At 67.6% G+C, this 25,233-nt stretch carries 23 protein-coding genes; 4 read left to right on the top strand and 19 right to left on the bottom strand.

Annotated features, from left to right (window positions below):
- The 15 genes from eccE to AB4879_RS09285 all read right to left on the bottom strand — a co-directional run bounded on the left by eccE (position 1) and on the right by AB4879_RS09285 (position 18,239).
- Positions 1–1,536 (bottom strand): type VII secretion protein EccE, encoded by a 1,536-nt coding sequence (gene eccE / locus AB4879_RS09355; protein ID WP_102805993.1) that lies wholly within the window; start codon positions 1,534–1,536, stop codon positions 1–3.
- The gene (gene mycP, locus AB4879_RS09350) at positions 1,533–3,173 is read right to left on the bottom strand and encodes a type VII secretion-associated serine protease mycosin (RefSeq protein ID WP_370507363.1); all 1,641 of its coding nucleotides are present in this window, start codon (positions 3,171–3,173) and stop codon (positions 1,533–1,535) included. Before mycP ends, eccE begins: the two co-directional genes overlap by 4 nt.
- On the bottom strand, positions 3,170–4,651 hold the full coding sequence (eccD, locus tag AB4879_RS09345) for a type VII secretion integral membrane protein EccD (RefSeq protein WP_370507362.1): 1,482 nt from the start codon (positions 4,649–4,651) through the stop codon (positions 3,170–3,172). The genes mycP and eccD overlap by 4 nt, the downstream gene beginning before the upstream one ends.
- Positions 4,651–5,682, bottom strand: coding sequence for a MinD/ParA family protein (locus AB4879_RS09340; RefSeq protein ID WP_370507361.1), 1,032 nt, complete (start codon positions 5,680–5,682; stop codon positions 4,651–4,653). The genes eccD and AB4879_RS09340 overlap by 1 nt, the downstream gene beginning before the upstream one ends.
- A complete protein-coding gene (locus AB4879_RS09335) occupies positions 5,683–6,516 on the bottom strand; it encodes an ESX secretion-associated protein EspG (RefSeq protein WP_102805991.1) in 834 nt (277 codons plus the stop codon).
- Positions 6,517–6,583: 67 nt separating this feature from the next.
- Positions 6,584–6,868 carry a WXG100 family type VII secretion target gene (locus AB4879_RS09330; RefSeq protein ID WP_276048142.1) on the bottom strand — a complete coding sequence of 95 codons (285 nt, stop codon included), beginning with the start codon at positions 6,866–6,868 and terminating at the stop codon, positions 6,584–6,586.
- 32 nt (positions 6,869–6,900) lie between these two features.
- A complete protein-coding gene (locus tag AB4879_RS09325) occupies positions 6,901–7,206 on the bottom strand; it encodes a WXG100 family type VII secretion target (RefSeq protein ID WP_102805990.1) in 306 nt (101 codons plus the stop codon).
- 128 nt (positions 7,207–7,334) lie between these two features.
- On the bottom strand, positions 7,335–8,540 hold the full coding sequence (locus AB4879_RS09320) for a PPE domain-containing protein (protein WP_370507480.1): 1,206 nt from the start codon (positions 8,538–8,540) through the stop codon (positions 7,335–7,337).
- A gap of 40 nt (positions 8,541–8,580) precedes the next feature.
- Positions 8,581–8,880, bottom strand: a complete 300-nt coding sequence (locus AB4879_RS09315; RefSeq protein ID WP_102805988.1) for a PE domain-containing protein — start codon at positions 8,878–8,880, stop codon at positions 8,581–8,583.
- Positions 8,881–8,995: 115 nt separating this feature from the next.
- On the bottom strand, positions 8,996–13,066 hold the full coding sequence (eccCa, locus tag AB4879_RS09310) for a type VII secretion protein EccCa (RefSeq protein ID WP_370507360.1): 4,071 nt from the start codon (positions 13,064–13,066) through the stop codon (positions 8,996–8,998).
- 2 nt (positions 13,067–13,068) lie between these two features.
- Complete coding sequence (gene eccB, locus AB4879_RS09305; protein ID WP_370507359.1) at positions 13,069–14,565, bottom strand: type VII secretion protein EccB; 1,497 nt, start codon at positions 14,563–14,565, stop codon at positions 13,069–13,071.
- A gap of 31 nt (positions 14,566–14,596) precedes the next feature.
- On the bottom strand, positions 14,597–14,914 hold the full coding sequence (locus AB4879_RS09300; RefSeq protein WP_370507358.1) for a DUF2710 family protein: 318 nt from the start codon (positions 14,912–14,914) through the stop codon (positions 14,597–14,599).
- A 104-nt stretch (positions 14,915–15,018) separates the two neighbouring features.
- On the bottom strand, positions 15,019–16,146 hold the full coding sequence (locus AB4879_RS09295; protein ID WP_370507357.1) for a DUF5631 domain-containing protein: 1,128 nt from the start codon (positions 16,144–16,146) through the stop codon (positions 15,019–15,021).
- Between the two features lie 63 nt (positions 16,147–16,209).
- Positions 16,210–17,337 (bottom strand): FAD-dependent oxidoreductase, encoded by a 1,128-nt coding sequence (locus AB4879_RS09290; protein WP_370507356.1) that lies wholly within the window; start codon positions 17,335–17,337, stop codon positions 16,210–16,212.
- The gene (locus AB4879_RS09285) at positions 17,334–18,239 is read right to left on the bottom strand and encodes a DUF1295 domain-containing protein (protein ID WP_370507355.1); all 906 of its coding nucleotides are present in this window, start codon (positions 18,237–18,239) and stop codon (positions 17,334–17,336) included. Before AB4879_RS09285 ends, AB4879_RS09290 begins: the two co-directional genes overlap by 4 nt.
- A gap of 128 nt (positions 18,240–18,367) precedes the next feature.
- Between AB4879_RS09285 and AB4879_RS09280 the strand changes: the two genes are divergently transcribed.
- Both AB4879_RS09280 and AB4879_RS09275 read left to right on the top strand, forming a co-directional pair.
- Positions 18,368–19,564, top strand: coding sequence for an acyl-CoA dehydrogenase family protein (locus tag AB4879_RS09280; protein WP_102805982.1), 1,197 nt, complete (start codon positions 18,368–18,370; stop codon positions 19,562–19,564).
- Positions 19,557–20,705 carry an acyl-CoA dehydrogenase family protein gene (locus AB4879_RS09275; RefSeq protein WP_370507354.1) on the top strand — a complete coding sequence of 383 codons (1,149 nt, stop codon included), beginning with the start codon at positions 19,557–19,559 and terminating at the stop codon, positions 20,703–20,705. Before AB4879_RS09280 ends, AB4879_RS09275 begins: the two co-directional genes overlap by 8 nt.
- Before the next feature lie 80 nt (positions 20,706–20,785).
- Here the strand turns inward: AB4879_RS09275 and AB4879_RS09270 are convergent, their stop codons facing one another.
- Positions 20,786–21,028 (bottom strand): hypothetical protein, encoded by a 243-nt coding sequence (locus AB4879_RS09270; RefSeq protein WP_102806131.1) that lies wholly within the window; start codon positions 21,026–21,028, stop codon positions 20,786–20,788.
- Between the two features lie 153 nt (positions 21,029–21,181).
- On the opposite strand from AB4879_RS09270, the gene AB4879_RS09265 reads away from it, so the two are divergent.
- A complete protein-coding gene (locus AB4879_RS09265) occupies positions 21,182–22,228 on the top strand; it encodes a TIGR03617 family F420-dependent LLM class oxidoreductase (RefSeq protein ID WP_370507353.1) in 1,047 nt (348 codons plus the stop codon).
- Here the strand turns inward: AB4879_RS09265 and AB4879_RS09260 are convergent.
- The 3 genes from AB4879_RS09260 to AB4879_RS09250 are packed head-to-tail and all read right to left on the bottom strand — an operon-like array spanning position 22,195 to position 24,747.
- Entirely contained in the window at positions 22,195–23,472 is a 1,278-nt protein-coding gene (locus AB4879_RS09260) for a wax ester/triacylglycerol synthase domain-containing protein (RefSeq protein WP_370507352.1), read from the bottom strand. The genes AB4879_RS09265 and AB4879_RS09260 overlap by 34 nt on opposite strands.
- A 10-nt stretch (positions 23,473–23,482) precedes the next feature.
- Complete coding sequence (locus AB4879_RS09255; protein WP_370507351.1) at positions 23,483–24,493, bottom strand: patatin-like phospholipase family protein; 1,011 nt, start codon at positions 24,491–24,493, stop codon at positions 23,483–23,485.
- 23 nt (positions 24,494–24,516) lie between these two features.
- Complete coding sequence (locus tag AB4879_RS09250) at positions 24,517–24,747, bottom strand: hypothetical protein (RefSeq protein WP_370507350.1); 231 nt, start codon at positions 24,745–24,747, stop codon at positions 24,517–24,519.
- A 277-nt stretch (positions 24,748–25,024) separates the two neighbouring features.
- Between AB4879_RS09250 and AB4879_RS09245 the strand changes: the two genes are divergently transcribed.
- Complete coding sequence (locus AB4879_RS09245; protein ID WP_199189788.1) at positions 25,025–25,192, top strand: hypothetical protein; 168 nt, start codon at positions 25,025–25,027, stop codon at positions 25,190–25,192.
- The last annotated feature ends 41 nt before the right edge of the window (positions 25,193–25,233 follow it).

Below are 25,233 nucleotides of genomic sequence, written 5' to 3'. Positions count from 1 at the left end.
CTAGTCTGCGAGCTCCAGTTCATCCGACCGCAGGCTGGTCGGTTCACTTGACACATAACGGTTTTCGGCGCGGAACAGCTCCACCTCCACCATATACACCTGGCCGGCGGCGTTGACCTCGACGGTGGCCGGACCGATCTGGGTGATCACCACGTCGGCGGTGCCTCGACGCGTCTCCCCTGGCCGGCCCACCGAGATCACCGTGTTCGGCCGGGGGGCGGGGGCGACGGTTCCGTCCACCACGCTGACGGTGGTCCCCGACGCGGGCCGCGGCTGGTCGGAGACCGCGATGTGCGGCATCCGCACACTCTCCCAGCGCTGCAGGTCGCTGGTGTGCACGGTGATCCGGTCCCCCGCGCCCGCGGTCCGGATGATGATGCGTTTGGCGATCGGGTCCTCGGCCGCGATGTGGATACGGCTGAACTCCCCGGGATCGCCCAGCGGCAGCAGCAGCCGGTCGCCGGCGTTGACCTTGCCCAACAGCACGCCGGACGGTCCGATCGGCAGAACCAAAGTGGCAGGGGCACGTCCCCTGCTGAGGCCGTGCAATTCCGGCCTGGGTCCGCACAGATTCGCGGCGACGGCGCTCGCCTGCTCACCAGGCAGGGTTTTGAGCATCACGCTCGGCGGAGCCGTCGGCGGTTGGGCGCTGCGGATGGTGATGGTCGCACTCGCCGTTCCGTCCGGGAACAGGGTGATGTTCTGGATGATGCCGTCAGCACGCAGCGCCCAGGCCTGCGAGAGCATCTCGGCATTGATGTCGCGTGGCTGGTAGGCGTAGGTAGTAAGCCAGCCGGCATCGCTGCGTGCGGTCTTCCAGCGCTGGTTGTGTGATTCCAGCGCGGTGCGGCCCAGTCGGCGCTCCAACTCGACCATGTCCGTCGCGGTGGCGACCTTTGCGCGAATTCCGTTACAGCGCAGGCTCGCCGCGATCCGTTGGGCCGCGGCCAGCGCTGCGGTTCCCACCGTGGCGCGGCGCCGTAACGCATCGGCGTTCTCCAGGGCCCGCAGCCGGATCACCAGCCAGGTCTCCCGCGCCCCGGCGTACGGCGGCGTGCCGATGAGAGTGTCGTAGACCCGCGGATAGTCGCCGGTGCTGCGGCGCCGCGAGCCCGCCGTCACCACCGACAGCGACTCGATGGTCAGCCCCAGACTCTGGTGCATGGCCGGCAGCAACTCGCTCACGTCGAGGTTGTTGCGGGTCTGCGCCGCGGTGGAGCCGGTGAAGATCGTCGCCGTGTGCGCCCGCCCGAGCAGTTGAACGGCGACGATGGCCACCCCGTCCTGGTAGCGCACACCGCCACCGGAGCGGTCGTTGGCCACCGTCACCGGCTCGCTCAGCAGGATCGGACGGTTGCGGCGCAGATACAGACCCGCCCACGACCACAGCGGTTGGCGCCGCCAGGGAATCGCGAACAGGATCAGACCGAGGACCAGCCCCACCCCGGCACCGATGAGCCCGTAGACGATCCAGCCGATCAGCCCCAGCGCCAGCACGGCGAGGATCACCGCGAGCTGGATGCTGTGACGTCTCATCGCGCCCGCCTGGCGCGGCCGATGATGCTCGCCAACAAGACGGCCCCGACAACGGCACCGGCGAAGATCAGCGCCACGTTGCGCGCGCGATGGTCGGGGGCGGCCGGCGGCGGCGGTGGCGCCAGCACCCGGGTCATCGAGCCGGGAGCCAGCCGGTCACCGGGCGGCACGTTGAACGTCAGTGCGGCAACGGGATCCACCACGCCGTAGCCGACCTGGTTGTCCACCCCGCGGGGCGGGTTGTGCGCGGTCTGCAGGATGCGGTGGATGATCTGGTTGGCGGTCAGGTCCGGATACTTGGCCCGGACCAGTGCCGCGACACCGGAGACGTACGCCGCCGAGAAGCTGGTGCCCCAGAACGGCATGTTCCGTTCCCCCGGGCGCACCGGCGGATAGGCATTGACCGGGCCACCGGTCTGCGGTGAGAGACCCATGACACCGACACCGGGCGCGGCCGCGGCGACCCACGGTCCGGCCAAGCTCTTGTTGATGGGCGCGCCGGTGTTGTCGACGGCCCCCACCGACAGGACGTAATCGGAGAACCACGACGGCGACGACACGGTCTTGACCTGATGCCAGTCCCGCGGATCCGACGTGTCCAGCGGGTCGAACGACGGGTTCTGGGCGCAGCCGTCCTCGCCCTCGTTTCCGGCGGCGGCGACGATCACCGCGTCCTTGATGGTCGCGGCGTACCAGACGGCCGCGCCGAGTGCGCGCTGATCCAGCGGGTCGGCCGCCGAAACACATGACGTCACACTGATGTTGATCACCTTGGCGCCCATATTGGCGGCGTGCACGATCGCGCTGGCGAGCGTCGCCACAGTGCCGGCCTTCTTGCGGGCCTCGTTGTCGCCGGGTCCCGGGTTCACCGGTTCGTATGCCCGTGACGACTGACGGATCGAGATCACCACCGCGTTCGGGGCCACGCCGGCCACACCGTCGGGCGCTCCCGGCGGGGGCGGCGGAACCTCGGGATCCTCGGGGCCGTTCGGGTCCAAGTCACCCGGGCCCGCTGACGGCTGATCGGGCGGGGGCGGTGGCGGGGGCGGGGGCGGCGCGGGCTTCGTCTCGGTGACCGTCACCGGCACGGGCGGCGGCGGGGGCGCCGGCGGCGCGGGTGGCGACCCCGGAGGCGGTGGCGCGGCGATGACGGCGGGCGGGCCTGCCGGCGGCGGGAAGGCGGGAGTGGGCGGCATCGGAGCCGGTGGCGGGCCGCCCTGCACGGTGGCCGCGATCAGCGAGGCAACGATGGTGCCGTGCGCATCGCAGTCCATCAGGCCGTCGCCGCCCATGATGTAGTCCCCGCCGGGCACCACGGGTAGCCGCGGGCTGGGGTTGACCCCGGTGTCGATCACCGCCACCGGCACGCCGTTGCCGGTCGAGTACTGCCACGCCTTGACGACGTTGAGCATCGCCAGGTTCGGCGCGGGCAGTGCCACGTTGGGGTCGGCCACGGTGATGGTGCGGGCGCAGATGTTGCTCTGCCGCATCGGCTGATCCGGGCGCGGTGGACCGTCCGGCGGAACCATCGACGGATCCACACTCGGCGGCGGAATCGCCTGCGCTGCAGGGATGTTGGCGATCAGTCCGGTGAGCAGGATGACCATCGCCGTCGCGGCAAACCGCTGCCCGATCATCGCATCCTGACCCAGGTGAACAACCCGCCGATCCAGGCAGCCAGCGGGAAAGCGGCCACGATCGCGGCAAGTTCCAGCCATTCGGCCACCATGCGCACCAACGGTGTGAACCGGGTGACCGGAACCAGCAGGGCTGCAGCCAATCCGGCGCCCGCGAAGGCGGCCAGGGCCAGCGCTCCCCACAACAGTGCCATCCCCGAGTCGGCAGGTGCGGACAGCACGTAACGGATGACGCCGACGCACAGCGCGGCGGCGGCGCCGCACACCAGCGCGACGGCCTGTCGCTTGTCGGCGTACGCCCGGCCTCGGCTGATGAAGATGAGCACGAAGAGCCCGGCCAGCACGGCCGCGGCGATGCTCTTGCCCTGGCCCGGCATCAAGGTCGCCCACACCGCCGCGGGCAGCGTGATCGCGGCCGCGATGCAGATGCCGGTCAGCACGCTGTTGGCTCGGCGGGCGGCTTCGGTGATGATCGCGCCCGTCGGCGTGGTGTCCGGGTTCGGCTCGTCTTCGGTCTCGTCGTCGACCGGGGTGACGGTGTCGACGGGTAGCCCGTCGCTTCGGCGGAACAGATCACGTCCGGTGATGGAACCGAAGTGCGGCGGCCGAATTCGTGCCGTCCATAAGGCGAAGGTCGGCGCCAGCGTCAACAGCATGAGCAAGCCGATCAGCGCGCACATGCCCAGCCACTGCGCCGGGATCGGGTTCCACATCCGGGCGACGCCCACCAGGGCGCCGATTCCGCACAGCGTCACCACCGTCGACGCGACGGTGACATGCCGCCCGGTCATCGTGACCACACCGACGGTGAGCATCGCGGCGGCCAGAGCCGCGATGAACACGTGTGCAGCCCCGACACCGCCGGGCGCTGCGGCGGCGAAGCCGACCGCCAACAGCGGAACGGCCAGCCAGCCGAAGCCGCTGAGCAGATCGGCCCGCTGCGGCCACCACCGCCAGACCGAACCCGCACCGACCGCGAGAAGCAGTCCGGTCAGGCCGGTGACGATGGCCGGGATGACCGAGTCCGTGTGCAGCCGGGTGTGTACGCCCAGCCCGAGGACGGAGAGCACCACCATCGCCAGCACCGCCAGCGCGGTGTGCGCTGCGGTCTCGGCGGTCACCGGGGCGAACAGCCGCTTGCCTACTCGGGCCAGACCGGTGGACAGCGATTCGTACTGCGGCTCGAAGGACTCACCTTCCTGCGCGGGCACCAGAACCAGAGTGGCCCCGTCTTCGACGCCGAGTTCGTCCAACGTCTTCGTCACGTCGAGCCGAGTCCCGTTCGCGCGGTTCAGCTCATACGCGATGCCGGGGTCGAGGCCGGGAACACCGCGCCGCTTGAGCTCTTCGTTGAGCAGCTCGACGACGTTGTCGATGAATACCTCAACCGGCACCGATGCCGGATAGACCTGTGAGACAAGGTGTTCGCCGCAGATCACCGCGACCGCGCAGCGAGCCGGAAACGAGACCTTCGCCATCAACGCGGCCTATCGGCGTCCGGGATGTACTTGTCGGCCAATGCGGCAGTGATCTCGAACAGCCGCAGCCGGGTCTTCTTTTGCAACTCGTGCTGGGCGTCGATGATGCCGCCCTTGGCCAGATGCGGGTCGTACGGCATGAATTCGACCGACGCACCGGACTGGCTGAACCGCTCGGTCAGATACTTGCGCGCGTCGGAGTCGTAGTTGTTGCGGCTGTCATTGAGGATCACCATGCTGCGGGACACCAACTCGTGATAGCCCAGTGAGCGAAGCAGATCGATGGACCTGGTCACCGGCAGCGAGGTGTCGGCGGTGAGCCCCGAGACGAACACCAGGGTGTCGCACGCGTCGAAGACCGCCTTCATGACGGGGTGCTCCAGATCGTCGGCGGTGTCGACCAGAATCACGTTGTGGGTGCGGCGCAGCCGCGACAGCACTCCGGTGAACATCGCAGGCACCAGTGGCCGGGGCTGATCGGATGCCCGGTTGCCCGCCAGCACGTCGAGCCCGATCTGGTTCTGCCCCAAGTGCTCTCGGATGTCGGCATAGCCCTGGACATCGGTGTCGTTGAGAACGGCGGAGTAGTCGCCGGGCGGCGCTTCGTCGATACGGCCCGCCAACGTGCCGAAGCCGGGCGCGGCGTCGATGGCCACCACGTTCTCCGGCCGGCATTCCCGGAAGACCGCACCGACGCTCGCGGTCATCGTCGTCTTGCCGACGCCGCCCTTACCGGAGACGAATCCGATCACGTACTGCTTGCGGATGTGCCTGCGAATCCGTTCGCGCAGTTCGCGATAGTGCCGCTCGGCGGGTGACTCACCGAGGTTGATGGTCTTGAATGACGCGTTGTAGATGAACTTGCGCCAGCCCGAGCCCGGCGGGATCTTGCGTGGCGCCACCATGTCCGAGATGCGCAACGTGCCGGACACGGAATCCTGGTGACCGCGGTGGTGTGCACCGAAGCTTTCGCGGCCGACGGGATCGCGGGGGTCGGCGGACCGCGGTGGTTCATTCCAGGGGTTCGTCACCTAGACAACCTTTCTGTGCGAGTACCACTCGTCTTCGGCGGGCAGTCGGCGAACCATCTTCAACACCGCGGACGCGATGTTGGCGGCTGACCCAGGCGAAATGATCATCCACGATTTTCCGGCGCGCGTGACGTGTTCGGACACCAGCCTGCCCTGCGGGGTGTCCAGGATGGTCACCGCCCCCTGCTCGATGTGCGAACGCGCGGGCCCGCTGGGCATACCGGACTGGATAGCCACCACCGAGGCCTGCGCCGACCGGTCGGTGTCGGCGGCCATGGTCAGCATGGTGACCTGATCGCTGTCGAACCTGCGGTCGAGAAGGAAGGACCGCAGACTCGCCTGATCATGAACGGCCGCAAGCAATTCGGGGACATCGATGGTCACCGGTCGCAGGGACGCCGGCTTCATCTCTCCACACAGACGCTCGATCTGCGAGTTGATCAGCATGCCGGCCGACTCTTCGGAGCTCGCGGTACCGACGCCGGACAGCCGCACCAGGATCCCGTTGCGCTCCAAGGCAACCCACCACTGCGCGAAGCGGGCCAGCAGGACTCGCTCCGATTCGATGTCCTGCGCCGGCGTCTGCGCGTAGATCACCAGGGCGACGTCGCGGCGGGACAACACGGTCAGCCATTCCAGGACCGCCTCGTCGACGCCGCCCGCATCGTTGATGACACCCGCGGCGCGAAGCTCCTCGGCGATGGGATGGGCCAGAGCCATCTGGGCCGTCTCGACACTGGGCAGATGCGGCCGCAAGCCAAGCTCTGGTGCCACTACTTCGATACCGGACAACACCTGTAGGACCCACAGGCCGTCCACTGTCGTCGTCAACATGGTTCTCCCCGAGACAGACAGCAGGGGCGCACCGACCGTGCGCCCCCACCGGCTGAGAACGTCGGCTTTAGAAGAGGTTGCCCATCTGGAGGTCGGTCTGATGTGCGCTGTCGTTCACGTTGCTGATCGTGGTGCCGTGCTGGTTCATCGTTTCGACGAGCCCCTGCAGACCCTGCAGCATCTGCATCTGCGCCTCGTGGAACGAGCCGGCCGCGGCGCCCTGGAAGAAATCGGCAATCGCGTTGGTGCGCTGCAGAATATCGTCGTGGATCTCCATCAGCTGAGCTGATCGCTGGCCGACGTCGGAGGCGAAATCGGCGACACCGCCGTGGTTGTACGTGATGTTGTCCATGATCAAGTCCTTTTCGGTAGGTGGTCTGAGGGTCAGGCGTTCGCGGCGAAGCTGGTGAGGCTGTGCGCGGCGTCGGCCTCGTGCTGCTCCATCATCGAAGCCGCCTGGCTCAGGCCGTGGGCCAACCGAGTGCCACCGGTGATCGTCTGCTGCAGGTCGTGGTTGATCTGGGCCGCGGTGTTCACCGACGCCAGCTGCGCCTGGCCACCCCAGACCGCCGAGCCGAGGCCCTCGTGGTGGCTGAGGTAGCCATTGGCGATCGCGGTCGCGTGCTCGAGCGCGGACTCGATGGCCTGCTGGGTGCTCCGCAGCACCTCCGGTGTGACGACGAGTGTCATGTGTTTCTCCCTTTTGCTGAGTGTGATCCCGGTAAGTGGATGTGTTGTCGAGTATCGGGTGGGGGCGGACCAGCTGTCACTTCACCCTCTGGCAAACGTTGACGGACGCACCCCCTAAGTACGAGCTATTAGCTGAGTCGCGGATCGCGTTGCGGATCATGCCCCACTACGACCTGCGCACGCGCAACATCGTCTTTGCTGTTCTCTCCCTTGCCTTGGCCGAGCATGCCGGCGTGGGCCGGCGACATCGGCATTCCGCCGCCGCCCATCGGCGACGAGGTGGGGCCGCGCACTTCGGCGGCACTGAGCAGACCCGTCTTCAGCGACGTGGGCCTGCCGGAGTTCTCCGGAGCAAAGCTGCTCGTGGGCCGGGTATAGCTGGTCAATCCCGCGCCCGGCACCCCGCCGCCACCGCCTCCGCCGATACCTCCACCGGCTCCGCCGCCCCCGATACCACCGGCGCCGCCGACCGGAGCGCCCGCCTTGACCAGGTCGGCGGCCGGAACTGCGGCGTCGGCGCCCTTCATCCCGTTCATCAGGCCGCCGAGCTGGCCCATCATCGACTGCGGGAGGCTGGACAGGCCCTGGAACGCCTGCATCGGCGCCTGGAACATGCCCATCAGCGGCTGCATGGCACCCATCGCGGCCTGCATGGGCTGCATCATCATGGAGCTCATCTCGCCGCCGGCCGACGCGGGTGCGGCGGCGGTCTGACCGGCCATCTGGGTGACCTGACCGGTGCCCTGGGTGGCGGCCTGCATGCCGGTGGTCCCGGCCGCCTGCGCGACAGCGGCCGCCGCGGAGGCTCCGGCGGCCGGCGAGGCGCCCAGCGGGGCCAATGGCGGCGGAATTGCCAGCGCCGCGACGAGCGCAGCCAGAGCGGCGCCGTAGGCGGCGCCCGCACCGGCATTGTGCGGCCAGTGCTCGCCGTAGTATTCGGTGTCCAACGCGACGATCGCCGGCGTCAAGGCGCCCAGTACGGCGGGGTTGATACCCACGTCAGCGGCTTGTTCGGTGCGGTTCGCGATCGAGACCTCCGCCGGAATCATCGACGACACCGCGGTCTCGTAGGCCGAGACGGCACTGGCGGCGATCGGCGGCTTCTCCTGGACCCAGCCGGCGAGCAACTGCAGAGCGGTATTGAGTCCGGTGACGGCGGTCATCGAGCTCAGGCCGCCGACGCCCTCGAAATTCAGCGAGGTGACCGCGGTGTTCAGCTGCGACATCGAGAAGGCCAGCTCATTGCTGCCCATCAACGCCTGCCAGGCCGCGCCGTTGGCCAACGTCGTCGCCGTCCCGCCTGCCCCCGGCCCCACGAGGCGGAGGTAATTCATTTCAGGCGTGAAGGTCGGCCATGACGGATCGGGCATCGGACTAGATGACCAGCGCCGCGTTGTTGAGGATGTCAGTGGCGGTGTAGGTCGCCGCCGCCAGTTCCTGCGAGCCCGCGAACATACCGCGATTCGCCAGGTGCTCTGAGGCAGTTGCGACGTATGAGGCGCCTGCGGCGTTGAGTGCCGCAGCGAACTGTGCAGAGTCCAGGTCCGCGCCCATCGGCAGCACACCCATCAGCGCCTCGGAAGCAGCCGACGTAGCCGCGCCCATTTCCGCACTCAGGCTGGTCTCGGTCGTTGCCGAGGTGGACACCGTCGCTGCGTTGACATTCAAAACCATGTTGCTCTCCTCCCAGTAATCACAGGCGTACCTGCAATCTTGCCTGATACTAGAGTGTGCTGGCGACCTAAGGCTACTTATGTGGTTGCGTTTGCAGCTAACTTGCAGATTGCCGTCACTCTGGTGTTCCCACTAATACGCCTTCCATAACCCCATCGGTAGTCACCATCAATCCGCGACCCGGTGGCAGTTGCTGAGCGCTGGTGCGGCCGTACACCTTCACGGTCTGCGGGTCGTTGTCCATGAACAGCGTGGGCGCCCGGGAACCGGTCAATTTCTGCAGGAACGGGCTCATCGCCGAGACGCCGGCCCAGTTGCCGGGCAGCCGGGCGGCGATCACGTGCAACCCGATCTCCCGACTTCGCTCGATCAACGGCCACAGTGGTGCGGTCGCGGCGGCCTTGCCGATGGCCCCGCTGGGCCGCAGTTCCTGCTCGTCGTCGATCAGCACATAGTGGTGCGGTCCCGTCCACGTCGTGCGGGTCAGCAGCTCCTCCTGGCTCAGCCCTGACGGTGGCAGCCGGTCCCGCATCATCTCGGCCAGTTCGGCCAGCACCTGGTCGATGTCGTCCGGGGTGTAGGCATAGGCCCGCACGTGCGGCCCCTGGATCTTGCCGATCAGGCTGGTCTTCGGATCGATGATGGTGATCTGCGCGTCGTCCGGCGACAGCCGTGCGGCAATCGACTGCCCGAAGGCGGCCAGGCTGCTGGTCTTGCCGCAACCCTGCCTTCCGACCACCAACAAGTTCGGCATCTGCCGGCTCGGCAGGGCCACCGCTTGCAGTGCGCTCTCCCCCATCGCGAAGGGGATGTCGAGGCTGTCGGCAGTGGCGGGGTAGGCGGTGATGATCTCGCGCAACCCGATACGTTCGGGCAGGCGGGCCAGCGTCTCGACCTTGCTCGCGCCGGTCTGGGCCGCGATCACCTGGCCCACCTGGCGGGTCGGGATCCGCTCGCCGTCGGGCCCGACGATCTCGGGTAGCCCGATCAACAGTTCCTGACCGAGCCTCGTGACACCGAACCCGGGACGGTCCAGGGTGTTTCGCGCCGCCCGGCGATGCTCCATGCCGGTGCCCATCTGCGTCTCGTCAGGGTTGCTCAGCCGCAACTGAATTCGTGCGTTGGACACGCTCAGCAGGGCCTGCTTCTGGCCGACCAGCCAGCCGCTGGCGCTGGTGGCGACGTGGATGCCGTACGACAGGCCTTGGCGCGCAATCGAGATCGCGCGGTCACCCATGCCGTTATCCTTGTCGTACAGATCGCCGAAGTTGTCGATGACCAGGAAGATGTCGCCGAACTTGTCGTCGGGATCGGTACCGCCGCCGCCTGCCGCGCCGAACCGGCGCTCACGGAACTCACCGATGTCCATCTGATATCGCTTGAACGACGCTTCCCGCGCCCGGATCAGTCCCTCGATGGTGGCCAGCGTGCGGGACACACCTTCGGTGTCGGTGAGGCTGACGACGCCCGCCACATGCGGGAGATCTTCGACCGGATACAGCGACGCGCCGAGACAGAAGAACGTCACCCGCTCGGGCCGGTACATCAGAGCTGCGGAGGTGACCAGCGTCATCAGCGTGGTGGACTTTCCGCGCTGGGCGGTGGCGACCACCATGATGTTGTCCATCTCGGCGTCGATGACGTGCACCCGCTGGGCGTGGTCTTCCGGGAAGTCCTCGATTCCGACCGGGATGAGTAGGCCCGGGTTCTGCCCGTAGTCCACCCACCACGGCTTGCCGCGCCAGCGCTCCACCAGAGCGTCGGCGGTCTCGCCGACTTCCAGCGGCGGCAGCCAGATCTGGTGCGGTGCTCGGGCCGGGTGCGAGATCAACGATTCCCGGATGACGTCGAGCAGCTTCTTCTTCTTGAAACCGTCTGCGTGATAGAGGAATTCGTCGGGTTCCTCGGGAGCATCGGCCTCGGCGAGCGCGGCGTTGTCCTCGGCCGACAGCGGTTGGTACTCCCAGGTCAGTGGTCGAGGCTGGGTGAAGCTGACGTCGACGGTGGCGTCTGTGGTGACCACCTTCTTGGGCACCACGAACGGCGCCGAAACATAGAAGCAGCGGAATTGTTCGAGCTCACGCGGCCCGACCTTGAGCAGACCGTAGCCGGCTTCTTTGGACGGCAGGTGCAGGGCGGCGTCGCTGCCGATCACGTCGCGCGAGTCCTCTGCGGTCTCCGCGCGCAGCGCAACCCGAAAAGCGATGTTGCTCTTGGCCTTACTCAGCGACGATAAGTCCAGCCGCTGACCGCCGAGGGTGAAGAAGACGTTACAGCCGCGGCCTTCCTGACCGATGTGGATCACCAGATCGATCCACTCGGGGTGATGGTGGAACAGTTCGAGATACTCGTCGATGATGACGAGCAGGATCGGGACGGGCTCGAGGTCGCGGCCCGCCAGCCGCATCTCCTCGTATTCGTTGGCATCGCGGGCGCCGGCATCCTTGAACAGCCGGTAGCGGCGGGCGATTTCACCGTCGATGGCTTTGCGCATCCGCTCGGCGAGGTGACGGTCGTCCTTGCCCAGGTTGGACAGCGAACCCGCCACGTGCGGCAATCCCGCGAGGTCCTGGGCGGCTGACTCGAACTTCATGTCGACGAAGATCACGATGAACGTCTCCGGCGAGTGGGTCAGCGCGATCCCGTTGCACAGCGACAGGAAGTACTCGGACTTGCCCGAACCCGAGGTTCCGATCACGACGGAGTGGAAGCCGAAGCCACCGAAGTCCTTGGCTCGCAACACGATGTACTGCAGTTCGCCACCGGGCTTGACGCCGACCGGGACCACCGCCCACTTCGGGTCCCCCCGACCTCGGCTCTCAGCCCACAGCCGATCGACGTCGAGGCGGCGCGGATCGGTGATCCCCAACGCGCGCAACAGCTCCCCACCCTGGCTGTCGGTCTCTGACAGTTCACCCGCGGTCATCGGCGACCAGCGCGCCAGCGCGCGGGCGTAGCGGTCCGCGGTGCTCTCGGCGAGCATGTCGGCGACGGCGTAGAAGGCGTTGCGATGCCGCAGCCGGCCCTCGCGCAGGCTGAAGCGTTCCTCGTCGCCCGAGAATCCCACTCCGACTCCGGGTCGGGACGCCAAGCGCAGCACCGTGATTCCGGCCATGCCCTTCTGCCCGGTGATGCCCTCCCATTGCTCGGGGGTGCCGATGTTGTCGTCGACGATCACCCAGTGCGGGCCCAGCGCGTTGCCGGACGCCGCCTCCATCGGGGAGAGCATGGTCGTCGGGCTGGAGCCGCTGGGCGGCGTCCAGGGCCCGCGACCCTTGCGATGCAGCTCGGCGTCGAGCGCATCCTCCAGTTCGGTGGGCGAGGTGAAGACCAGTCGCCGCAGCCCGCAGGCGTCGAACATCTCGTCGTGCTGGTTATGCGGCAACCACACCATCCAGGACCACAGTTCAGGATGCCGGGTGACGACCATCAGTTTGACGTCGTTGGGGCTGTGATAAACCGCCAACTCGCACAACACCGCTCGCATGAAGGAGTGCAGTTCCTCGGGATCATCACCGACGAAGCTGAATCCGGGGCGTGACCGCAGACTCAGCACCTTGCCGATACCGCGGATCTTGCTCTGCTCGAGGATGAAGTCACGCAGCGCCCGGCCGGTCACCGGCTCCAGCTCCTCGCCGACGGGCACCTCGGGCCACTGCAGAGACACCGCCGAGTCGGCGGTCGACTGCACCCCGATGCCCAGTCGCACGTCGAGGTAATCGGGATCGGACGGGCGGCGCTCCCACATCCGGGGCCCACCGATCACCGTGTCGAGCTCCTGCGGGTCGCCATGCACGAACAGCTGGCTGCGGCGCTGGTCCTGAGCGGCACGCTGCACTTCGTCGCGATCGTCGTCGAGTTGGCGCAGATACATCCGCCGCTGCTTTTCCTGTTCGCCCCAACTGATTCGGCGGCCGCGACCGAGCCGGCCGCTGAACATCAGCGCGCCGAACCCGACCAGACCCACCATCGGGAAGAAGCCGGACTGCAGTGAGCGCACGCCGGACGTGTACATCACGACCAGCGTGCCGATGATGCCGACCAGCAGCGCCGGCAGCGCGATCATCAGCAGGATGTTGCGCGGCTCCCGCTCGGGCAGTGCCAGCGGCGGCGCGACGGCCACCCGAACCGGCGGGACGGCCGGCGTCGACTTACGCGGACCTCGAACGAATCCCCTCTTCGACACCGCTATCCTCCCGCGTTCTGTTGGCCGGGTGCAGCCACCGGGGCCACTGCACCGCCGGGGTCGATGGTGTCGCGCGCCAACAGTGCCGTCGCGCGGTTGATGGCCGGGCCTGCGGCGAACGTCCGCAAGATCGGCCACGGCGCCTGTACCGCGAGGCGCGGGTCAACTCCCAGGGCTTGGAGCGTGCTCTGATCCCATTCGATCCCATACCGAACCCCTTGTGGGGAAACCCAATACAGGCTCTCTCGGGTGTCCGAGGAGGTCGCCGCGCTGGTGGATGCGACGAAATTCGCCGCGCCCGGCAGCATCAGGGTCTGGTTGGCCTCGACGGAATCGGGGTCACGACTGTCGCGGACCAGTCGCACGATGTGCGAATCCATACCCTCCGGGCTCGGCAACCCACGCCCGCTGAAGAACGTCACCGCGGCCTGCCGGTCGGTGGTTTGCTTCTGCCAGCCCACGCACGTGACCGGATTGGCATCGGTGTCGATGAAATCGAGCTTGCCGGTCGGATAGAAGTCGACGTTGAGCACCGTCACTTGCGGGATGTCGACGAGCTTGTCGGGCGAGATCAGTTGCGGGGTGGTCGAGCCCTGACTGTTGGCGGTGCGCAGCAGGTCGGCGACGAAGCCGGTGATCTTCTGGACGCCGTCGGGAAGCAGCGCGTAGAAACCGCTGACGTTGCCGTTCGAGTCCTTGGTCTCCAGGACGCTACCCACGAGCGAACCGGCCAGCAGGCGAGACGGTGTGCCGGCTTCCGGAATGACAGGGACGACAAGGGGTTCCGTCGCCGGCATGGCATCGAACAGCGCGTTCGAGATGTCGATCGGACGCGTCACGCCGGGGTCGAGTCCGAGGTTGAAGGTCACCGAGCGGTCGGCCGGGTCGATCTGGGTGCGCTGCCCGTTCCAGATCAGATATGTCGCGCTGCCATGGGTGGCCAGGACAGCCTGCGTCGAGCGCATGGGCTGTGCCCGGCCACCACCGTAGATCTCGCCGGCGATGGCGGTGACCACCGGAGTCTGGCCGCTGCCCCGTGCCGCGGCGGTGTCACACAACGACCATGCCGACACCGGGTTCGCCGAGACGGTCAAATCGTCGGGGATGCCGGGGATTCCGATCATCGGCCCGGTCGGGTATTTGGCGATCTCTTTGGCGTTGACCCAGGTCGGTGATGACGAACTGCCGGTCGCGAGGCGCGCCGACGTGAGGTTCAGCGCCGGATACAACCGGTTGTCGATCTTGGCGTAGAGCGCACCGGTGTCTCGGTTGCCGATGATGTTCGACTGGCCCACCAGACCGGCGGGCTTCATGAAATGCAGCAGGGCCATCCACCCGCAGCCGATCAGCACGAAGACGATCGACAGTGCCACGGCCGCCTGCTGCTTGCGGTCATCGTGCTTCATCCGCACCGAGAAGCGGGTGATCGCTGCCCGCAGCCTGCGGTTGTAGAACAGATGCCCGGAGTTCTGGTCCCGGTTGGACAGATTCAGCGGCACGGGTGGTGTCCCTCCGCCAGGTCTGCAGGAGTCACCGCAATCCACCTCCGTACCGTGCCTGGTTATCGGATTGGGCTTCTTCGCGCAGCGCGGCGAACGCCAGGTTCAGTCGGTCACTGAGCTCACCGTGGGTGTAATCGGTCACGACCGCCGGATGCAAAGTCAGTTCGACCAGTTTGCCGTCGGAGTTTGCCACCGCGTGTATATCCCCCAGATCGACGCTGTAGGTGATGGTCTCGGCCTGCGCGACGAGCGCCTCCCAGCGCTCGGCAGCCTCGCTCAGCTCCTTCAAGACCGCGTCGACGAGATCCCTGTCGCTAAGCTCGCGACCGCTGCCCGATCCCGCCACGTCACAAGTATGTCGACCGTCGCTACCTGCGTCAATTCACTTCTTCAGCATCGGCGCCCGCCACCGGCGCAAAACGCTCCAGCAACCTCGCACCATAGGTTCGGTTATGGCGCGGTGCCCCAGTTGGTTGGCTGCGGCGCAGTGAGCGCCTCGAACCAGGCCACGTGATAGTTGGCCGACACCTCGTCGCCCAGAGCGATCGCTTCGGTTGCAGCCAACAACAGGGCGTTGCTCAACAGTGCGGCGTCGACATCGGGATACTGGGCCATCAGCTGATAGCGAGCGGTGTCGGAATGCACGCGCAGCACGTCGACCTCGGCGTCGAGCACCCCGGTGCGGGCCGCGCCGGCCTTCGCCAGCGTGTGCACCATCCGAGGTAGTCCGTCCCGCCAGTGGGTGGCCTCCACCAACTTCCAGCCGAGGTCGTCGACGCGGGGCAGTTCGCGGGCCTCGAGCGAAGTCGCCGCATCCGTGCGCCCGGCACCGAATGGGTCACCGGGGTGATACACCGCGGATCGGACGACGTCACCGAGCAGGTCACCGACCCGCCCGCCGCGCCTGGCCGGCGGCAACAGACCGACACCGGCGGGCACTGCGATGCCGGGCGGGATCCAGCCGTGCGCGAGATCGGTGACCAGCACAGTGGTCCCATCCGCGCGCTCCCCGACCGCCCACCGCAATCCCGGCTCCTGGCGGGCGACGAACTCGAGCACGGACTCCAGTCGGCGATCGACGGGTTCAGGTGTGGGCGGCGGTTCGGGTTCGGGTTCGGGTTCAGAATTGATTTCGACGGGTTCGACCACGGGCGTCGCGATCGCGTCCGCCTCGCGCACCTGCTCCGGGGTGATCTTCTGCATCGCCGGGTCGGTATCGAAATCATCTTCCGCAGAACGCAATTGACGAATCGTCGACTCGACGCGCTGCACCGCATAGGCTCTGGCCGTCTCGATGATCCGGACTTCCTCAGCCCGCCGCGCGAAGTCGGGGACATCGGAGTGCCGCAGCGCGCGCAACCGCTCGTTGGCCGAGTCCGCGATGCGCTGCAGGTCGTTCTTCAGGTGCGAGGCGACAGCGGCGGTTCTCGGCGTGACCGTCGCCAGCTCCGCGGGCCACAACCCCCCGATCACCCACGGCGTGGCGTCCGGCGGCGTGTCAAAGGTCGGCGCGGAGAGCGCGTGCCGCGTCGCCCTCTTCAGGCGCTGGCGCGCCGTGTTCCGACCGAAGATCGCCACTTTGATGAGCCTACCGTCGATCCGTGCGCTGTCAGTTCGGCCGTGGACCGTTTACCAGGCCGTTCAGCTCAGCGGCTGATTCCGTCGGACCCCTTTGTAAATGCCGCGGCGCACGATCCACGGCATCAGCACCCGGTCGATCGACCAGGCCGGGAAGCGGTAGGCGGTGCCGTTGGGGGCGAACACTTCGAGCCCGTCGGCCTGGATCCCCACGATCGAACCCCACCGGCGCCGCGGTGCGCGGTACTTCTTCAACGGCCGGTCGGTCAGGGTCGCGCGGATGTTGTGCGCCAGCAGCGAGTCGGCCCGCGCGCGAGCCGAGGCGCGCAGCGGATCGGTGGCGGCCACGTCCCCGATCGCGAACATGTGGTGGTGACCGCACAGCTGCAACTCCGGGGTGACCTTGACGAAGCCCTGCTCGTCGAGCAGCTCCGGCGGCAGCCAGCCGGTGTTGGGCCTGACCCGTCCGATCGCCCACAGGACCGCGTCGGCCTTCGACTCCGGCTGCCCGGTGCTCCACTGCACCGCTGCGTCGGTGATCTCGTCACCGTCGAACCCGTCGGGAAGCACCGCGCGGTGTCCCGGATGCACGCCGACACCCAAACCGATCAACTTGGCGTGCAACCGTTCCCAGGCCCGGTGGTGATGCTCGGTGAGTGCGCGTTCACCCGGGAAGTACAGGTCCACCTTCTTACCCGGCCATGCGGTGGCGACGTTGGCGGCCGCACTGACCGCCGCGGCGCCGCCCCCGATGATCATCACCGACTCGGCGGCGGCCAGCCGCTCGTGTGTGGCGGTCAGATCCGCGGCGATCTGCTCGGGGGTCTGCAGCGTCGGTTGGCGCCAGAAGCCGTTGCGCACTCCGGTCGAAATCACGAGCACGTCATAGGTTTCGGTGACCGGTGAGCCGTCCGGCGCGGTCCCCAGCACGGTGCGGTTCTCCAGATCCAGACCGGTCAGCGTGGCCTGCACGGTGCGCACCCCGTCCAGGCCGCGGTACTTGTCGAACGGGATCCAGTTGTCCCGGGCCCAGTCCTTCGGCCGGGCCAGCCGCAGCCCGAGCTCCTGACCGCTGACCAGGGCCGGCTTGACCGAGATGCCGACGACGTCGGCGTGACGGGCCAGCTTGATCGCGGTGAGCAGCCCACTGTCACCCAAGCCGGCGATCACGACGCGGGGCTTGCGGCTCATACATCTCCTCCTACGCTGGCCTTTCGGGGCGGGCGGGGAATGAGCATGGGCACTCGGTCGATGACGCCCTGGTACTGCGGGCGGCGAGCCAGACTGCGCTTCTCCATCATCGGGATGCTGGCGCCGAGGAACATCGCGACCATGGCCACCACCCCCACGAACAGCCACCAGGCGTCGGCGGGCGCGGCGGCGACGCCGAACAACGCCATCGCGAACCAGAAGCCGATCTCGCCGAGATAGTTCGGGTGCCGCGACCAGGCCCACAACCCGCGGTCCATCACCGCGCCGGGCTTCTTGTCGCGGACGAAGCGGTGCATCTGGGTATCGGCCACCAGCTCGAGAGTCACCGCACCGATGCCCACCGCGAATGCGACCCAGGTCAGCCAGATGACGCCCTCACCGGGTCGGGTGACCGCGACGTAGACGGGCAGCATGCCCAGGAAAACCTGAACGGTCGGGATCAGGTGGATACCGAAGAGGTCGGCCAGGAATTCCCACCGGCCCGCGCCGGCGCGCAGCTGCGGGTACCGCCAGTCCTCGTGGTGCAGGCCGGGAAAGCTGTACACCCAGTTGCCGGTCAAGCGGATCGCCCAGTACATGACGACGATCGCGACCAGCCAGCACCGCACCGAATCCAGGCCGAGCGGCCCGGCGGCCCACCAGTAGATCAGCAGCAGCGGCGGGATCACGCTCCAGAACGCGTCGTAGAAACTGGAGTTGCGATACGCCCGGCTGAAGACGAACACCACCAGGGTGGCGATGACGTCGGCGATGAACGCATCTAGCCACAACCGCCCGGTCGCCGACGGGCCATACAACAGCCAGCCCGCGCCGGCCGCGACCGCGACGACGTAGGCCGCAGTGACCAACCACAGCGATTTTGCTTTGCTTCGGTCCACCATTTCCAGCCTCCTACCGCGGCCGAACTGTAACACGTTCTAGTTGCCTGGCGAGTCCGCGATCCCACGTCCGGACCCCAAACTTGACACCTGCCAACAACGGCCTGCACTGGGTTCCTTATCGTGTCGGAATGAGCACCGTCGCTGATGCCGAGCGGGTCGAAGACCTGGCCCGGCGGGTCGTAGCAGACCACGACCCGAAGAAAGTCCCGATTCCGGAATTCCTCGGCGCCTGTTACGACGCCGGCCTGTCCTGGGTGCACTTCCCTGAAGGTCTCGGCGGGCTCGGCCTGTCGCGCGGCCTGCAGGCAGTCGCCGACCGGGTCCTGCAGGGCGCCGGCGGCCCGGTGCCGCTGGGCCTCAACCCGATGGGCTACGGCATGGCCGCGCCGACCGTGCGCGAACACGCCCAGTCCGACGACCTCAAGAAAGCGCTGCTGCGGCCGCTGGCCACCACCGAAGACATCTGGTGCCAGCTGTTCTCGGAGCCGGGTGCCGGCTCCGACCTGGCCGGCCTGGCCACGACCGCGGTGCCCGACGGCGACGAGTGGGTGATCAACGGCCAGAAGGTGTGGACCAGTCTGGCGCACCGCGCGCGGTGGGGTCTGCTGCTGGCCCGGACCAATCCCGACATCGCCAAGCACAAGGGCCTGACCTATTTCGTGCTCGACATGCACGCCCCCGGCGTGGAGACCCGTCCGCTGCGCCAGATGACCGGGCAGGCGGAGTTCAACGAGGTCTATATGACCGACGCCCGCATCCCCGACAGCCACCGCCTCGGCGCGGTCGGCAACGGCTGGAACGTCGCGATGACCACCCTGATGAACGAGCGCAGCGCCCTGGGCGCCAGCGGCAGCCGCCGCGGCAGCGGCACCATCAAAGAGGCCACCGCACTATGGGCATCACGTCCCGACCTGCAGACCCCGGTGCTACGAGACCGGTTGTCGCAGTTGTGGTTACGGTCCGAAGCCCAGCGACTGACCTCCGAGCGCTCCCGCGCCTCGGCCACCGCGGGCGGCCCGGGCCCGGAGGCTTCGATCGGCAAGCTGGTGGGCGCCTTGCTCAATCAGCACATCTACGAATGGTGCATGGATCTCCTTGGCCCCGAAGGCATCCTCTACGACCGCTACGCATTGGCCGATGACGCCGGTGACGCGGGCGACTGGCGCGGGCCGATCCAGCAGCGCTTCCTGCGCAGCCGCGCCAACACCATCGAGGGCGGCACCACCGAGGTGATGCGCAACATCCTCGGCGAGCGGGTCCTGGGCCTGCCCGGTGATCTGCGTGCCGACGCCGGCATGCCCTGGAAGGAGATCCCCCGTGGCTGAATTTTCGTTCACCGAGGAACAGCAGCAGCTGCGCGCAGCGGTGCGCAAGTTCTGCGCCGACAACTTCGACGAATCGACCGTGCGCCGGTTGATGGAGTCCGAGGTGCCCTTCGACGCCAAGGTGTGGAACCGGCTGGGCGCCGAGCTCGGCGTGCTCGGGCTCTCGGTTCCCGAGGACGACGGCGGTGTCGGCGGTTCGCTGGTCGATCAGGCTGTCGCCGTCGAGGAATTCGGCGCGACGCTGGCCTGCGGGCCGCTGTTCGGCACCGTCTACCTCGCCGTCCCCGCGCTGGTCGCCAGTTCGAGCGGTCCGGCACGCGACGAGCTGCTGGCCCAGTTGGTGGAGGGCACCGCCACCGCGGCCTTCGCCGTCGCCGACAAGGCAGGTGCGTTCGATCCCGCCACGGTGACCGTGACAGCCGCCGGTGACACCGTCTCCGGCACCGTCAAGCGGGTCGTCGACGGTGCTGCTGCCGACGTAATCCTGGTCGCGGCAACGGGTTCCGACGGCGTCGGGCTGTACGCAGTGGACGCACAAGACGTTCAGCGCACCCCGTTGTCGACCCTGGATCTGACTCGGCCGCAGGCCAACATCACCTTCTCCGACTCGCCCGCCCGGCTGTTGGCCGGCCCAGAGGATGCCGTGCGGGTGATCACTCACGCACTGCAGGTCGGTTCGGCTCTGCTGGCAGTCGAGCAGGTCGGCGCCGCACAGCACCTGCTGGATCTGTCGGTCGAATACGCCAAGTCCCGTCTGCAGTTCGGCCGCCAGATCGGCTCATTCCAGGCGATCAAGCACAAGCTGGCCGACATGCTCGTCGACGTCGAGCATGCCCGCTCGGCCGCCTACCACGCGGTGTGGGCGTTGAGCGACGGCTCCGATGATCCGGCGCTGGCGAGCAGCATCGCTCAAGCCGCGGCGTCGGCCGCGCTCAGCCGTGTCGCCGCCGACACCATCCAGGTGCACGGCGGGATCGGCTTCACCTGGGAGCACCAGGCGCACTTGTACTTCAAGCGCGCAGCCACTGTTGCTGCGCTGCTCGGCAATGCCGAACAGCACCGGGCGAGGATCGCCGACATGGTGCTGGACCCGGCCAGTGCCGAGGACGCGACCAGGGTGGCCGACGGCCTGCCTGCCTGAGGCCCAGATACGAAAAGTTCGGGTGCGAGAAGTGCTGAGAACTTCTCGCACCCGAACTATTTCGTGGTGCGCCCGGCTCGTCAGCCGCGATGGCGATTCCACTGGTGATGGTGATGGATCGAGGTCCCCGGCTGGGGCTGATTGGTCTGGTGCGGGAACGCCGGGTGCGGCGTCGGGTGGCTCATGTTGGGGCCGCCTGCGTCCGCGAAGCTCGCAGGTGCCGCGCCCAGGGCGACCAGCGCGGAGCCGGTGGCCAGGATCGCGCCTGCGGCGACGCGCTTGAACCAGATCGTGGTCGAGGTGTTGGTGGTCGTGATGGTCATGATGTCGTGCTCGTTCTGTTCGTGCTTCACCCGGTTTGCCGGGTAAGACAAGAATCGCGCACGACAATCCAGATGTCTGTCGGCTGACCAGCCCAAAGCCCAGGTGAAACCGGGGTCCACCGATCGGGGGACACCGGTCAGTACGCTGACGCGGTGCACTTGGTCACCTCCGCCCCCGCGGCGATGGGCCCCGGGGAGATCGGCCCGTGGGCGGCCCGTGCGGAACGGCTCGGGTTCGACGTCGTGCACATCTCGGAAACCATCCACGACCCCTTCACCGTCGCCGCTCTGGCGCTGCAGCACACCGAGCGCGTGACGGTACGGACCAGCATGGCGCTCGCCTTTCCGCGCAGCCCGATGATCACCGCCTACGCGGCCTGGGATCTGTCGAAGTTCTCCGGCGGCCGGTTTCAGCTCGGCATCGCCTCGCAGGTGCGCGGCAACATCGTCGGCCGGTTCTCGGCGCAGTGGTCCGAGCCGGTTGCCCGCCTCGCCGACTACATCCGCTCGCTCCGAGCGATCTTCACCTCGTTCCAGACCGGCGCCAAGCTGGATTATGCGGGGCCGCACTACCGATTCGAACGTCTGCAGCCCTACTTCAACCCGGGGCCGCTCGAACACCCCGCGCCCGAGATCTGGACCGGCGCGGTGAACACCAAAATGTGCGCAATGGCAGGGGAATTGGCGGACGGCTTCGTGTGCCATCCGACGAACTCACACCCCGCGGTGCTGCGATCGCGCACCCTTCCCGCGCTTGCCGAGGGCGCGGCACGGGCCGGTCGAAACCTGGCCGACCTTGCCGTCGTCGCGAACCCACACGTCATGACTGCCGCCACCCGCGAGGCCGTCGACGCGCTGCGCGTCCAACGACGTTCGGAGCTGGCCTTCCTCTACAGCACGCGGGCCTACCGCAGGCAGCTGGAGGACTTCGGCCTGGCCGACGTCGGCGCCGCCCTCTCCGCGATGGCACAACATAACGAATGGGAGACTCTGCCAAGCATTCTCACCGATGAGGTGGTGGAGCGGCTGTTACCGCAGGGCACCTACGAGGAGATTCCCGACGTGCTCGCCCAGTGGTATTCGGGCCTGTGCGACGGTATCAACCTGCCGATACCGGCCAATGAAGCCGACGACGACCGCTTCAGCGCCCTGCTGGCCGCCTGCCGTCAGATCCCAGCCGCTTCACGCAATTGCTCGTAGGCAGCGTCGATGCGGCTCGCCAACCCGGCGATGTCGGGCAACGCGTTCGGATCGGTACACAGCCCGATCCCCATGTCGCCTGCACACGAGATCGCCGAAATCCGCAGCGCGTGATGAGCGGCCGGTTCCGAGGACGAGAGGAGGTGCGCAACGCGGCGCCCCGCAACGTGAACCGGGTCGCGGGGTCCGGGAACGTTGGAAATCGACAGGCAGAATTCGTCTGCCCTGCCGGCCAGTCGGCGGACCGCGGATTCCAGATGCGGGACGCAGCCCAGGACATGGAACAGGTCGTACATCTCGTCGGCGTCATCGAGGCGCTTGCGCTCACGCGTCTGCGTGCTGATCCGGTCCAGCCTGGCCAACGAATCTGCTTCCGCCAGCGGCAGATCGATGTTCAGGAACGAGTCGCGGTTGCCCAGACCGGTTTCGCCGCGATGGTGCAGACTCACCGGGATCTGGGCACGCAGGTCCCGCGCCCGGGATTCGCCCAACCAGCGCCGCAGACCACCGGCGATCACCGCCAGCAGGACGTCGTTGACGGTTGCCGGGTTGGGCCGCGATGCGCCGATGGCCTTGAATTCGGCCAGTGGAGCGACCGAGAAGGCCAACTCCCGCGCAACGGTGATGGATAGGTCGAACGGCGAACCGCCTGTGGGATGGCCCAGCTCGCGCACTAGCGCCGAGGGCATTCGCCAGGCTTCTTTCAATGGCGTCACGCTGGGTGAATCGTGTTGTCCGGGAGTCCTTCTCATCGCATCTCCGCCGCGGTGAGGATCGAACAACACCGATTCCAGAAACCGCACGCCGGCGATGCCGTCGGCCATCGCGTGGTGGATGCGTGCCGCGATCGCTTCTCGACCGTCAGCCAGCGGCCCAATGACGTCGAAGGTCCATAACGGCCTGCTGCGATCGAGGTGCTCTGCCATCAACGCGCTGACGATGCGCCACAGGTCCTCCCGACCGACACAGTTGCTGTCCGTGCGAAGCCGGACATGATCGGCGATCTCGAAGTCGGGGGCAGGCACCCATCGCGGATCGGGTCCCGAGGTGTCCACGCGGTGAGTGGCGCGCGGCTGACTCGGCAGGCGCTCGGCCACCGAGGCGCGCAACACGTCGATGTCGAGCGCTCCCGCACCGGGCTCCAGAACGATCAGTTTCAGCGTGTGGCCGGTGATCGCCGCGGATTCCATGCGCAGAATGCGCGCGTCATCAGCGGAGAGCGCTTCGGCGTCATCGGGCCCCACGCCTGCCAGCCTAGGACCGGAACCGTTCGAGGTACGCGCGCTCGTCCCACGTCGACAGGAACGACGTGGCCGCGTCGTAGCCCTCGGTGTAGAGGGCGTCGATCTGCGGCTGCTTGATCTCGAAATCGAGTACACCGACACCGGTCGCATCCACCCGGATGGTCCTGGCACTGACCCAGGGCAGGTTGAGGTAGGCCTGGTCGCGCCCGACGAGGATCGTGGTGATCACGTCCTCGAGCAGGCTCGGACCGCCGAACAGCCGCAGCGGGGCCAGCGCCGGGATCACCTTGCGGTTGTTCTCAGGCAGGTCCGGCAGCAGCGTCACCCCGAGCGTCGGCCACCGGGGTCTCTTCCCGTCGCAGCGGTCCAGCGAGTCGATCGGGTAGTTCGACAGCAGCCCGCCGTCGACAAGGGTTGATTCCCGGCCCGTCGCGCTGGTCAGTGTCACCGGCCGGAAGACGAACGGAATCGACATCGACGCCCGCACCGCATCGGCGACCGGTTGTTCGTCAGGGTCCAGGCCGTAGAGCCGCTGGTAGTCCCACGGCAGGCGAACCAACTGGCCCGTCGTCACGTCGGCCGCGGTCACCACCAGCCGATAGCGCTGTTCCGGAGGCAGTTCGTCGTCGTCGAGCCGAAGGTCACCGAAGGTGCTGACGCCGAGACCGCGGAGCTGGTGGGCGATGAAATCGTGCGCGTAGTCACCCCGGTAGATGCCGGTGCCCTGCAGGATGGCCCATCCTGCGCCGAGCAGCGGCACCCGCTCGACCGGGCCGGGGTCCAGGAACTTGCGGTAGTCGATGCTCAGCGCGAGATCCCGGACGTCGGCGGGGGTCAGCCGGTCGTTCTTCGCGGCCGCGGCCACGATAGAGCCGACGATCGTCCCGGCCGACGAGCCGGCGACGCGGTGGGCCCGATAACCGGCCTCCATCAGCCGGACGACGGCCCCGGCCAGGCCGATACCTTTCACGCCGCCGCCGGCCAGGACCAGGTCGACGGGCTTCGTCACGATCGGGGCCATCGCCCCATGCTAGGAGCGGCCTGTCAACCGGCGTGGTTCCACTGGTGATGGTGGTGCTCGGCGGAGCCGGGCACCGGCTGGTTGTGCTGGCCGGGGAAGGTCTGGTGGTGGCCGGGCTGGTTCATGTGCGGGCCGCCATTGAAGGAGCCGCTCTCGGCGAGGGCGTCGGTGGCAGAGCCGAAGGCGAACAGGGCGGAGCCCGCGGCCAGTGCGCTGCCGGCGGCGAATCGCTTCATCCAGGTCATGGTGGTCATCTCAGGGTTTTCCTCTTCGTCGTCATCAACTGTGTTGGTGTCGGCCTTCGCGTTTCGCCAGTGCCTAAACGGTCTCCCATCCGAGCGGCATTGTCTGTCGGGCAGCCGGCGGATGGCCGGGGGGAATAAGTTGTCCCCCGATCAGCGGACACCGCTCAATTTCTGCCAACCGGCGATCATCTGCTGCCAGCGGAATTACCGCGCCCTAACGCGGCGTTAACACAGTCAGCGCACCGGAAACCCCCACTGACGGGCGCAGAGGAAGAGGGAAAGAGAAATGAAGAAGTACGCCATCACCACAGCGATCGCAGGCGCGATGACCGCAGCCGTTCTCGGCCTCGCCGGACCCGCCCAGGCCGACCTCGGTCACAACGACTGGGTCAACAACATCGGCCCGACGGCGACCGCGCCCCATGTAGACACAACTGTGCATGGAAGTCGTTGATCGACAACGAACTCCATGGGAGGGGCACCCTGATCGGGTGC

The sequence above is a fragment of the Mycobacterium sp. SA01 genome, assembly GCF_041287105.1.
GTDB lineage: Bacteria > Actinomycetota > Actinomycetes > Mycobacteriales > Mycobacteriaceae > Mycobacterium.
Note: the sequence above shows the minus strand (reverse complement) of the source record. Positions and strands in the feature narration are given on the sequence as shown.

Bases quoted from the DNA above. Each gene is read 5' to 3' on its own strand.
- eccE (WP_102805993.1), bottom strand. From the start codon at position 1,536: ATGAGACGTCACAGCATCCAGCTCGCGGTGATCCTCGCCGTGCTGGCG.
- mycP (WP_370507363.1), bottom strand. From the start codon at position 3,173: ATGATCGGGCAGCGGTTTGCCGCGACGGCGATGGTCATCCTGCTCACC.
- eccD (WP_370507362.1), bottom strand. From the start codon at position 4,651: ATGGCGAAGGTCTCGTTTCCGGCTCGCTGCGCGGTCGCGGTGATCTGC.
- AB4879_RS09335 (WP_102805991.1), bottom strand. From the start codon at position 6,516: ATGTTGACGACGACAGTGGACGGCCTGTGGGTCCTACAGGTGTTGTCC.
- AB4879_RS09330 (WP_276048142.1), bottom strand. From the start codon at position 6,868: ATGGACAACATCACGTACAACCACGGCGGTGTCGCCGATTTCGCCTCC.
- AB4879_RS09325 (WP_102805990.1), bottom strand. From the start codon at position 7,206: ATGACACTCGTCGTCACACCGGAGGTGCTGCGGAGCACCCAGCAGGCC.
- AB4879_RS09320 (WP_370507480.1), bottom strand. From the start codon at position 8,540: ATGAATTACCTCCGCCTCGTGGGGCCGGGGGCAGGCGGGACGGCGACG.
- AB4879_RS09315 (WP_102805988.1), bottom strand. From the start codon at position 8,880: ATGGTTTTGAATGTCAACGCAGCGACGGTGTCCACCTCGGCAACGACC.
- AB4879_RS09290 (WP_370507356.1), bottom strand. From the start codon at position 17,337: ATGAGCCGCAAGCCCCGCGTCGTGATCGCCGGCTTGGGTGACAGTGGG.
- AB4879_RS09285 (WP_370507355.1), bottom strand. From the start codon at position 18,239: ATGGTGGACCGAAGCAAAGCAAAATCGCTGTGGTTGGTCACTGCGGCC.
- AB4879_RS09280 (WP_102805982.1), top strand. From the start codon at position 18,368: ATGAGCACCGTCGCTGATGCCGAGCGGGTCGAAGACCTGGCCCGGCGG.
- AB4879_RS09270 (WP_102806131.1), bottom strand. From the start codon at position 21,028: ATGACCATCACGACCACCAACACCTCGACCACGATCTGGTTCAAGCGC.
- AB4879_RS09255 (WP_370507351.1), bottom strand. From the start codon at position 24,493: ATGGCCCCGATCGTGACGAAGCCCGTCGACCTGGTCCTGGCCGGCGGC.
- AB4879_RS09250 (WP_370507350.1), bottom strand. From the start codon at position 24,747: ATGACCACCATGACCTGGATGAAGCGATTCGCCGCCGGCAGCGCACTG.
- AB4879_RS09245 (WP_199189788.1), top strand. From the start codon at position 25,025: ATGAAGAAGTACGCCATCACCACAGCGATCGCAGGCGCGATGACCGCA.